3 protein-coding genes are annotated in these 9,787 nt (G+C 67.1%); 1 reads left to right on the top strand and 2 read right to left on the bottom strand.

Annotation, left to right across the window (positions count from 1 at the left end; all coding sequences use genetic code 11):
- The first annotated feature begins 203 nt into the window (after nt 1-203).
- The gene (locus ACIP21_RS22470) at nt 204-2,723 is read left to right on the top strand and encodes a TonB-dependent siderophore receptor (RefSeq protein WP_400692263.1); all 2,520 of its coding nucleotides are present in this window, start codon (nt 204-206) and stop codon (nt 2,721-2,723) included.
- A gap of 387 nt (nt 2,724-3,110) precedes the next feature.
- Here the strand turns inward: ACIP21_RS22470 and ACIP21_RS22465 are convergent, their stop codons facing one another.
- A complete protein-coding gene (locus tag ACIP21_RS22465; RefSeq protein ID WP_400692260.1) occupies nt 3,111-4,067 on the bottom strand; it encodes an alpha/beta hydrolase in 957 nt (318 codons plus the stop codon).
- Between the two features lie 62 nt (nt 4,068-4,129).
- Nucleotides 4,130-9,787 (bottom strand): amino acid adenylation domain-containing protein (locus tag ACIP21_RS22460; RefSeq protein ID WP_400692257.1); only part of this gene is annotated, 5,658 nt, incomplete at its 5' end.

Here is a 9,787-nt window from a genome sequence, read left to right as displayed (position 1 = left end):
GCCGCTTTGCGGCCTTTTTTTTGTCCGTGAAAGCGTAAATGAAAAAAGTTATCAGTTTTTTTCACGTTCGTGCGTCTCACTAAATGACCACCCGGAGCAGGTGATCGAAGCCACGTTGTCCCGAAAGAAAACGGCCCCCAGAGGTCGTCACCCAAATACTTACAGAACAGTTGGAGTCAGTTGCGCACATGAAGTCGAAACGCATGCGAAACAAGGGGGGCGCCTTGGCCGCCGGGCCGGCGAAGTGGAGCCTGAAGGCTTCGGCACTGGTGCTGAGCCTGGCCATGGCCCAGGCCTATGCCAAACCGGTCGCCGTGGACATTCCGGCGCAATCGCTGGACCAGGCACTGGTCGAACTCGGCCAGCAGACCGGTTTGCAGATGCTGTACTCGCCTGACCTGGTCAGCGGCAAGCGCGCACCCAAGGTCAGCGGCACCATGGAGCCGGACCAGGCGCTGACGCAACTGCTGAGCGGTGCCGGGCTGACGTTCCGCATCGAAAACGACGCGGTCACCCTGATCAGCACCGGCAGTACCGAAGCCAGCCCCGGTGCGCTGGTCATCGGCGAAACCACCATCATGGGCCAGGGCATGGGCCAGGCCACCGAGAACACCGGTTCCTACACCCCGGGCCTGACCAGCGTCGGCTCCAAGAGCCCGACTTCGCTGAAGGAAACCCCGCAGTCGGTGTCGGTGATCACCCGCCAGGTCATCGAAGACCGCCAGTTCACCGACATCAACGATGCGATGAAGGCCGTGCCGGGCGTAACCTCGCAGAGCAACACCTACCGCATCCAGGACTTCTATTCGCGCGGTTTCGCGATCCAGAACATCCAGCTCGACGGTGCCGCGCCGATGGCCCTGGGCACCACCGCCGGCAGCTTCTACTCGTCGAACGTCTATGACCTCGCCGAATTCGACCATGTCGAGGTACTGCGCGGTTCCAGTGCCCTGTTCGGTGGCACCGGTGACCCGGGCGGCATCATCAACCTGGTGCGCAAGCGCCCGCTGGACCACTACCAGCTCAAGTTCAGCGCCTCGGCTGGCAGCTGGGACAACTACCGCTCCGAGCTCGACGTGACCGGCCCGCTGGGCTTCGACGGCAAACTGCGTGGACGCGCGGTGGTGGCCTACCAGGACCGCCAGTACTTCGTCGACAACCGTGCCACCGATAAGCCGTTCTTCTACGGCGTGCTTGAAGCCGATGTCACCGATGACACCATGCTCACCGCCGGCCTGCGCTTCAACAAGGTCCACGAAACGGGCACCGCTTCGGCCCTGCCACGCTACAGCAATGGCGCCGACCTGGGCCTGCCGCGCCATACCGGGCTGTCGACCACCTGGGCGTATGCGGATGGCTTTTCCCGCGAGTACTTCGCCAAGGTCGACCACCGTCTGAACGACGACTGGAAGCTCAACCTCAGCTACACCAACATCTATGACACCATCGTCACCAACAACGCCACCACGCTGGGTTCGGTCAACCCGGTTACCGGAACCGGCGTGACCCGCTACGGCACCTACGTCACCCAATGGAGCGAGCAGAACCTGTGGGACGCCAACCTGTCCGGTGACTTCAGCATATTCGGCCTCGATCATCGCCTGGTGGTCGGTGCGGACTACCAGGAAATCGACAGCCGCTGGCGTGGCACCGGCCGTTTCACCACCGCCGGTGGCACGGTCAACGTGTTCGACCCGAACTCCACGCCATGGGATGATCCAGGCGCACGGCCAATCCTCAGCCGTGACTACAGCCCCAACAGCCAGACCCAGTACGGCCTGTACTCGAGCCTGCGCCTGCAACTGGCCGAGCCGCTGCATGTGATTCTGGGTGCCCGAGTGCAGCGCTACAAATTCGATCAGACCTACCAGACTGCCAACTCGACGGGTACAACCTGGACCCAGCAATCGCGCGTCGACATGCGTGAACCGACCAAGGTCACTCCGTTCGGCGGCATTGTCTACGACCTGACCGACGAGTGGGCGGCCTATGCCAGCTACGCCGAAATCTTCAAGCCGCAGCAGAACCTGCTGGCCGGCCCGCCGACGTCCGGCAGTACCCTCGACCCGATGACCGGCAAGACCTACGAAACCGGGATCAAGGGCGAACTGTTCGGCGGCGCGGTCAACACCAGTATCGCCCTGTACTACACCAAGCGTGAGCACCAGGCGGTTCAGGATGCCAACTACACGTCGAGTTCGGTGCTGTTCGGTGGCAGCTGCTGCTACCTCAACGGTGGCGAGACCGTCAGCAAGGGCATCGACATGGAAATCTCCGGCGAGATCTTGCCGGACTGGATGATGATGGCCAGCTATACCCTGAACATCAACAAGAACCGCGACACCGGCACTGCGCTGAGCACCATCACGCCCAAACACATGGCGAAGCTGTTCACCACCTACCGCCTGCCAGGCGCGCTCAACGACTTCCGTATCGGCGGCGGCGTCGACATCCAGAGTGCGACCAAGGTCAGCGGCACTGCGGCGACCTACGACAGCCTTGGCAACGTGGTGCAGTCGAACGTGCCGTTCGAGTACCAGCAGAGTGGCTACGCGATCTACAATGCGATGGTCGACTACCGCATCGACGAGCACTGGAACCTGACCCTCAATGGCAACAACCTCTTCGACAAGAAGTACTACCAGACCGTCGGTACCTCGACCTATGGCAACTCCTATGGCGACCCGCGCAACTTCATGCTGACGGTTCGCGCGACGTACTGACAGCTGAACGCGTAACCAGGAAACCGGGGCTTGCCCCGGTTTTTTCTTGGGCGCCGTTTGCGTTCCTCAGCCCTCTGGCGAAGTCTTGCTGCCTATAGCTGAAGATTTTTCCTACTCAAAATTCCTACCCTTCATTACCTCAGCACAGCATCCGAAAATGCGCAGGATGCTGCGGTGATGAGGCTGATGTATGTCGAGGTGGAGCGTGCGTGCCCAGGTGCCGACCCAGTGCAGCGAGGCGATGGCTGCTTCGGCGATGGCATCGACGGCCTCACTGCCCAGGTCGAGTTGGGCATCAAAACCGCCGTGTTCGCCCCCGTACTTTCGCCTCCCTCAACAAAGCCCGGAGCCGTATCAAGGCGTCGTATGGGTAAATGATCGCCTGCTTTACAATATCTGATCCTTGCGGCGTAACACTTCTTCCAGCCACCGCCCGACCGCCCCATAGACCTCGGCCGTGGCTCCGGTGATCCCCGACATGCGCAGGAAGTCATGGGTCAATCCCCCCTCGACCCGCACCGTGGTCGGTGTCCCGCTCCCTTCGAGCCTGCCGGCATACTCCAGCCCTTCATCGAACAGCGGATCGAACTGCGCCAGGTTGACGTAGGCCGGTGCCATGGTCGGCAGCGCCGGATGCAGCAGCGGCGAGGCGCGCCAGTCGGTGCCGGCCTGGTAATGGGCGTAGAACCAGTCCAGCGTTTCGCTTTCCAGCAGGTAGCCTTCGCCATAACGCTGGTGCGCGTCGCGCCGGGTGTTGGCTTCGGCCACGGGGTAGAACAGCAGTTGGGCCTTAGGTGGCATGGCCTGGGCCTGCCCGGCGGCATCGATCGCCAGCACCGTGGCCAGGGTCGCGCCGGCGCTGTCACCGGCCAGCACCAGGGCGCTGTCGGCCAGGCCCAGGTCGGCGGCGTGGCGTTGCAGCCAGTCGAGGGCGTCCTGGCTGTCGTGCACGGCGGCGGGGAACGGGTGCTCCGGCGCCAGCCGGTACTCCGGGGCGAACACCGTGTAGTCGCCCAGCGATGCCAGGCGGCGGCATACGCAGTCGTGGGAGTCGAGGCTGCCGACCACGTAGCCGCCACCATGCAGGTAGAACAGCGTGGCCGTGGGCGTGATGCCCGGGCGGCGGTAGAGGCGCGCGGGTTGTTGCGTGCCGTCGCGACGGGTGAAGTGCAGCTCGTGCACTTCGATGTCGGCGGGCGGGTCGGCATCGAGCAGGCGCGAGGCGTTCTCGAATTCGGCGCGTGCCTGGGCGACGCTCAGTTGGTGCATGGGTTGGTTCTTGCCAGTCAGGCGGCCGAACTCGGCCAGTTCCAGGAACGCTTCCAGATCGCAATCCAGGGCCATTCGGGTATTCCTTGTCGATCGGTTGAGAAGGGCCCGACCGCGCAGGGCGGCCGGGCAGGGGCTCAGACGGTTTGCGTGGCGGCGCTTTGCAGGCGCTGGCGCAGGGCGTCGAGCAGGGCGGTGTGGCCGACGATGCTGTAGTGGTCCGCTGCCAGGCGCTGTGTGCTGCGCACCGGGCGGCCAGCCTCGAAACCTTTCACCAGGGCAGGGTCGACGCCCTCGGCCCACCAGCAGTCCAGGTGTGCGGCCACCGATGGCATGGCCTGCAGTTGCAGCGACAGGGCCTTGAGGGTCATGGCCACGGCAAAGGTCCGCGCCAGTTCCTCGCTGGACGGCAGGCCATCGGCGTCGATGCCGGCCAGGCCCTGTTCGATCAGCGCCTGCAATACGGTGCTGTCTGCACTGGCGGCTGCCGACAGCAGCGGCAGGCTGCTGGCCGGGCGGCCGCTGACCACCGCGAGGAAGGCGCGCAGGTCGCCGCCGCAGTCCTCGTCGATTACCCCGACGGATTCACCCGGCAGGTAGCTGTCGACCAGGCCGAGCAGTTCCACTGCCTGGCCCTGGCTTTCCAGCTCGCAGGCGACCAGCAGCGCCAGGGTGCCGCCAAGCGACCAGCCGAGCAGGCGATACGGCCCGTGCGGCTGCTTCTGGCGGATGTACTGGGCGTAGTCGATGGCCATCGCTTCGAGGGATTCGTCCTGCCACTGGCGGTCGAGCAGCATGCGGTTCTGCAGGCCGTAGACCGTGCACACGCCGTCCAGGCGCTGGGCCAGCGGGCGGTAGTCGAACACCGTGCCGAAGCCTGCGTGCAGGCAGAACAGCGGCGCCTGGCGCTCGACCTTGCGGTTGAGCAGCAGCAGCGGGTCGAGGGCGGTCGCCTGCTGTTCCGGCAGCGGGCACAGCTCGGCGATGGTTGGCCGGGCGATAAGGTCGCGCAGCTTCAGGTTCAGGCCCAGCTCGGGCTGGTTGCGCAGGCGCGACAGCACCTTGAGCACGCCCAGCGAGTCGCCGCCGAGCTCGAAGAAGTGGTCGCTCACGCCCACCTGCTCCAGGCCCAGCACCTCGGCCCAGATTGCCGCCAGGGCCCGCTGGCGGTCGTCCGCCGGAGCCTGGTAGTGGCGCTCGACCTGGCCCGGTTCGGGCAGCGCGCGGCGGTCGACCTTGCCGTTGGGGGTCAACGGCAAGGCATCGAGCAGCATCAGATGGGCCGGCACCATGTAGTCCGGCAGCACCTGGCGCAGGTGCTCCAGCATCGGCGTCACGGCCTGTTCGCCGTCACCGCGCACCACGTAGCCGACCAGCTGCTTGCCGGTGGCACCGTCGCGGGCGATGACCACGGCGTCGAGCACGCCGGGGATATCGCGCAGACGCGCTTCGATCTCGCCCAGCTCGATGCGGAAGCCGCGGATCTTCACCTGGTTGTCCAGGCGGCCGAGGTAATCGAACACCCCGTCGGCGCGCTGGCGCACCAGGTCGCCGGTACGGTACAGGCGCCCGCCATCGGCGCTGAACGGGTCGGCGACGAAGCGCTCGGCGCTCAGCCCCGGGCGGCGGTGGTAACCGCGCGCCAGGCCCTCGCCGCCGATGTACAGCTCACCGGCCAGGCCCACCGGCAGCGGGTTGAGGCAGTCGTCCAGCACATGCAGGGTGCGGTTGCCCACGGCCACGCCGATTGGCGCATACACCGCCTCGCAGCGGGCACTGAGCGGCGCCTTCCACAGCAGCGGGGTGACCACGGTCTCGGTGGGGCCGTAGCCGTTGGTGAGGTACTGCGGCTTGAGCACCTGCTTGACCAGCTCGAAGTTGGCGTCGGCCACCGCGTCGCCACCGAAACAGTAGATGCGCACCGGTGGCGGGGTGGGCTGGCTCTGGCCGTATTCGGCCAGCTGTTGCAGGTAGGCCGGCGGGAAGCAGGCGATGCCGATGGCTTCGGCGTGCAGCACGTCCCAGGTTTCCTGCGGGGTCCACAGGGTGTTGCCGCGGATCACCAGCTGGCCGCCGCTGATCAGGGTCGACAGCCAGCGCTCCTGGGCGCCGTCGAAGGCGAACGACATGAACAGCAGCTCGCGGGTCGCCGGGGTCATCTCGTAGCGCTCGATGATCGCTTGGCAGTGCATGCGCAGCGGGCCACGGGCCACGGCCACGCCCTTGGGGTTACCGGTGGAACCGGAGGTGTAGATCATGTAGCTGAGCTGGTCGTCCAGCGCGGCGCGTGCGGGCGCATGGTCGTGCAGTGACAGGGTGCAGCGGTCGAGGTCCAGGCGCCGGGCCGGGTCGACGCCCAGGCGCTCGCCGATGGCGCTGTCGGTCAGCAGCAGGGCCATGTCGGCGTCGCCGATGATCCATTGCAGGCGTTCGGCCGGGTAGTCGATGTCCAGCGGCACATAGGTGGCGCCGGCCTTCATCGCTGCGTAGAACGCGACGATGGTGCGCACCGAGCGATCCAGGGCGATGCCGATCCGGTCTTCGCGGCCGATGCCGCGCTCGATCAGGGTCCAGGCCAGGCGATTGGCCTGCTGTTCCAGTTGCGCGTAGGTCAGCTGTTCACCGTCGCAGCGCAGCGCGACCTGCTGCGGGCGCTCGTTGGCGTGGCGGGCGATCAGCGCGGTCAGGTCCGGTTGCCCAGGCGCAGTGGTTTGCACGGTTTGAGGGGCCAGATCGGCCAGTAGGCCGAGGGTGCCGACGGCGGCTTCGGGGTGGCTCAGCAAACGTTCGAGCAGGGCTTCGAAGTGCGTGCGGATGCCCTCGACCTGGGACGCGTCGAAGTGGTCCAGGCGGTATAGGAACTCGATGCGCAGGCGCGTGTTGAGGTGCACCGCCAGGTCCATCGGGTAGTTGGTGACATCGCGCAGCTGCGCCTCGCCGAAACGCAGGCCGGCGGCGCCGGCCGATTGCAGACGCTCGTCGATGGGGTAGTTCTCGAACACGATGATGCTGTCGAACAGCCCCTGGCCGTTGCTGTCGGCCCAGCGCTGGATGTCCACCAGCGGCGTGTGCTCGTGGTCGCGCACCTCGACGTTGAAGGCCTGCAGCTGTTGCAGCCAGTCCTGCACGGGTTGGGCCGGGTGCGGGGTCTGGATGATCGGCAGGGTGTTGATGAACAGCCCCAGCAGGCTGTCGGCACCCGGCAGGCTGGGCGGGCGGCCGGATACGGTGGAACCGAAGCACACGGTCTGCTGGCCGGTGTAGCGCTGCAACAGCAGCAGCCAGGCGGCCTGCACCAGGGTATTGGGGGTGACGCGCAGGCGCTGGGCCTGCTCGCGCAGCCAGCTGGTGCGTTGCTCGTCCCAGTGCAGGTAGAGCGCAGCGTGGCCTTCCTCGCCGGCCGCAGCGCGGTGGCCGGCGGCACCGGCGAGCTGGGTCGGGCCTTGCAGCTCGGCCAGGCGTGGGCGCCAGAAGGCTTCGCCGTGCTGTTGAGCGGGGGCCTGCAACCAGCGGATGTAATCGCTGTAGCGGCCGCTGCGGGCCGGCAGCGGCTGGCCGGCGTAGCACTGGAACAGCTCGCCGAGCAGGCGCGACTGGCTCCAGCCGTCCATGAGGATGTGGTGGCTGGTGAGGATCAGCTGGTGGCGATCCTCGCCCAGGTGCACCAGCAGCAGGCGCAGCAGCGGCGGGGCGAGCAGGTCGAACGGGCGACGGCGCTCGGCTTCGGCGGCCGTGGCCAGGCGCGCGGCGTCCACTGCCTGGCCGCGCCAGTCCTGTTCGCGGGCGTCGAGCTGGCCATGGCGCAGCACCACCTGCAAGGGCTCGCTCAGTTGCGGAGCTTGCCAGAAGGCGCTGCGCAGCATCTCGTGGCGCTGCACCAGCTGGCCCCAGGCGGCGATGAAGCGTGGCGCATCCAGGCCTTCGACCTCGACGCTGGTCTGGTTGATGTAGAAGTCCGCGCTGCCGGCATCCTGGGTGTGGAACAGCATGCCCTGCTGCACGGTGGACAGCGGGTAGAGGTCCTCGACCTGATCGCAGGGGAACGGCAACAGGTCGAGCTGGGCCTGGGTCAGGTGCGCCAGCGGCACGTCCGACGGGGTCAGGGCGCGGCGCACGCCCTGGCCGCACAGGGCGACCACCTGGCGCAGTTCATCGGCGTAGTCGTCGGCCAGTTGCTGCAGCTGCCCGGCATCGAACATCAACTGGCTGAAGCTCCAGTTCAGGCGCAGCTCGCCGTCGTACACCTGGCCATTGAGCGCCAGCCAGTTCTGCAGCGGCGCGTCGGGACTGTGCTCGCGGCCCTTGTCCGCCGGGATCGGGTGGAACAGGGCGTCGGCATCGTCGTTGCCGCTGGCGAACTGGCCGAGGTAGTTGAAGGTGATGCGCGGCGCCGGCAGCGCGGCCAGGGCCTCGCGCATGGTGGGGCTGGCATGGCTGCGCAGGGCGCCGAAGAAGGCACCTTTGGCCGGCAGGGCGCGCAGTTGCTCCTTGGTCAGCATGATCGCCTCGGCCAGCGAGCCACCGGCGCTGATGCGCGCCGGATACAGGCTGGTCAGCCAGCCGACGCTGCGGGTCAGGTCGGCTTCGACCTCGGCGATGGCTTCGCGGCCATGGCCTTCCAGTTCCACCAGGTGGTCGCGGGCGCCGGTCCAGCGTTGCAGTACCCGGGCCAGGGCCGCCAGCAAAAGGTCGTTGACCTGGGTCCGGTAGGCGGCCGGGCAGTCCTGCAGCAGGCGCGCGGTGGTGGCAGCGTCCAGGTGGGTGGCGACGCTGAGGCTGTCGCGCAGGCGCAGCGGTGCCTGGGCATCGACGGCGGGCAGGTCGCAGTGGATGCCGGTGCCCTGTTGCAGCCAGAAGCGCGCTTCTTCCTCGCCGGCCGCGCTCTGGGCGTGGGCTTGCAGGCGCAGGGCCCACTCCTGGATCGACAGGCTGCGCGGTGGCAGTTCGCCGGCCTGGGTGAAGGCGCCGTGCAGGTCTTCCAGCAGGATGCGCCAGGACACGCCGTCGACCGCCAGGTGGTGGACGATCAGCAACAGCCGCTCCTCACCCTCGACCACGCCGTGCACGGCTCGCAGCAATGGGCCGTGAGCGAGGTCGAGGCTACCTTGGGCGCGGTCGCACAGGGCTTGCCAGCTTTCGCCCTGGCTGGCATCGAATGTCCACAGCAGGTCGCTGTCGGCGGCGAATTCGGCGAAGTGTGCCTGCCATTCACCTTGCACCTGGGTAAAGCGCAGGCGCAGGGCGTCATGGGCGGCCACCAGGCTGTCGAGTGCCTGGCGCAGGCGTGCGGCGTCCAGCGGCTGGCGGGCACTGAGCATCACCGACTGGTTCCAGCGCTGCGCCTCGGGCACGGCCTGGGCGAAGAACTGGCGTTGCATCGGCAGCAGCAGGGTGCTGCCGCTGGCCGGTTGCTGGGAGGCCTGCGCCTTTTCCGCTTCGAGCCGGGTGACCTGGGCCAGGGTGCGCACGGTCTGGTGGCTGAACAGGTCCTTGGGGGTGAAGTGCAGGCCGTCGCGGCGTGCCTGGGTGACCAGCTGGATGGACACGATGGAGTCGCCGCCCAGCTCGAAGAAGTTGTCGTCGATGCCCACCTGCTCACGCTTGAGCACCCGCTGCCAGACCTGCACCAGGCGCGCCTGCAAAGGGTCTTCGGCGGCGCTGTAGCTAGCCTGGGCCGCGGCCACGCCGGGCGCTGGCAGGGCCTTGCGGTCGAGCTTGCCGTTGGGGCTCAGCGGCATGGCGTCGAGGAACAACCAGTGGTTGGGCACCATGTAGTCGGGCAGGTGGGCCAGCAA

Source organism: Pseudomonas sp. NPDC089401 (assembly GCF_044749485.1).
Lineage (GTDB): Bacteria > Pseudomonadota > Gammaproteobacteria > Pseudomonadales > Pseudomonadaceae > Aquipseudomonas.
The sequence above is the reverse complement of the archived record's forward strand: the minus strand, read 5'-3'. Positions and strand labels throughout refer to the sequence as shown.

Bases quoted from the DNA above. Each gene is read 5' to 3' on its own strand.
- ACIP21_RS22470 (WP_400692263.1), top strand. From the start codon at position 204: ATGCGAAACAAGGGGGGCGCCTTGGCCGCCGGGCCGGCGAAGTGGAGC.
- ACIP21_RS22465 (WP_400692260.1), bottom strand. From the start codon at position 4,067: ATGGCCCTGGATTGCGATCTGGAAGCGTTCCTGGAACTGGCCGAGTTC.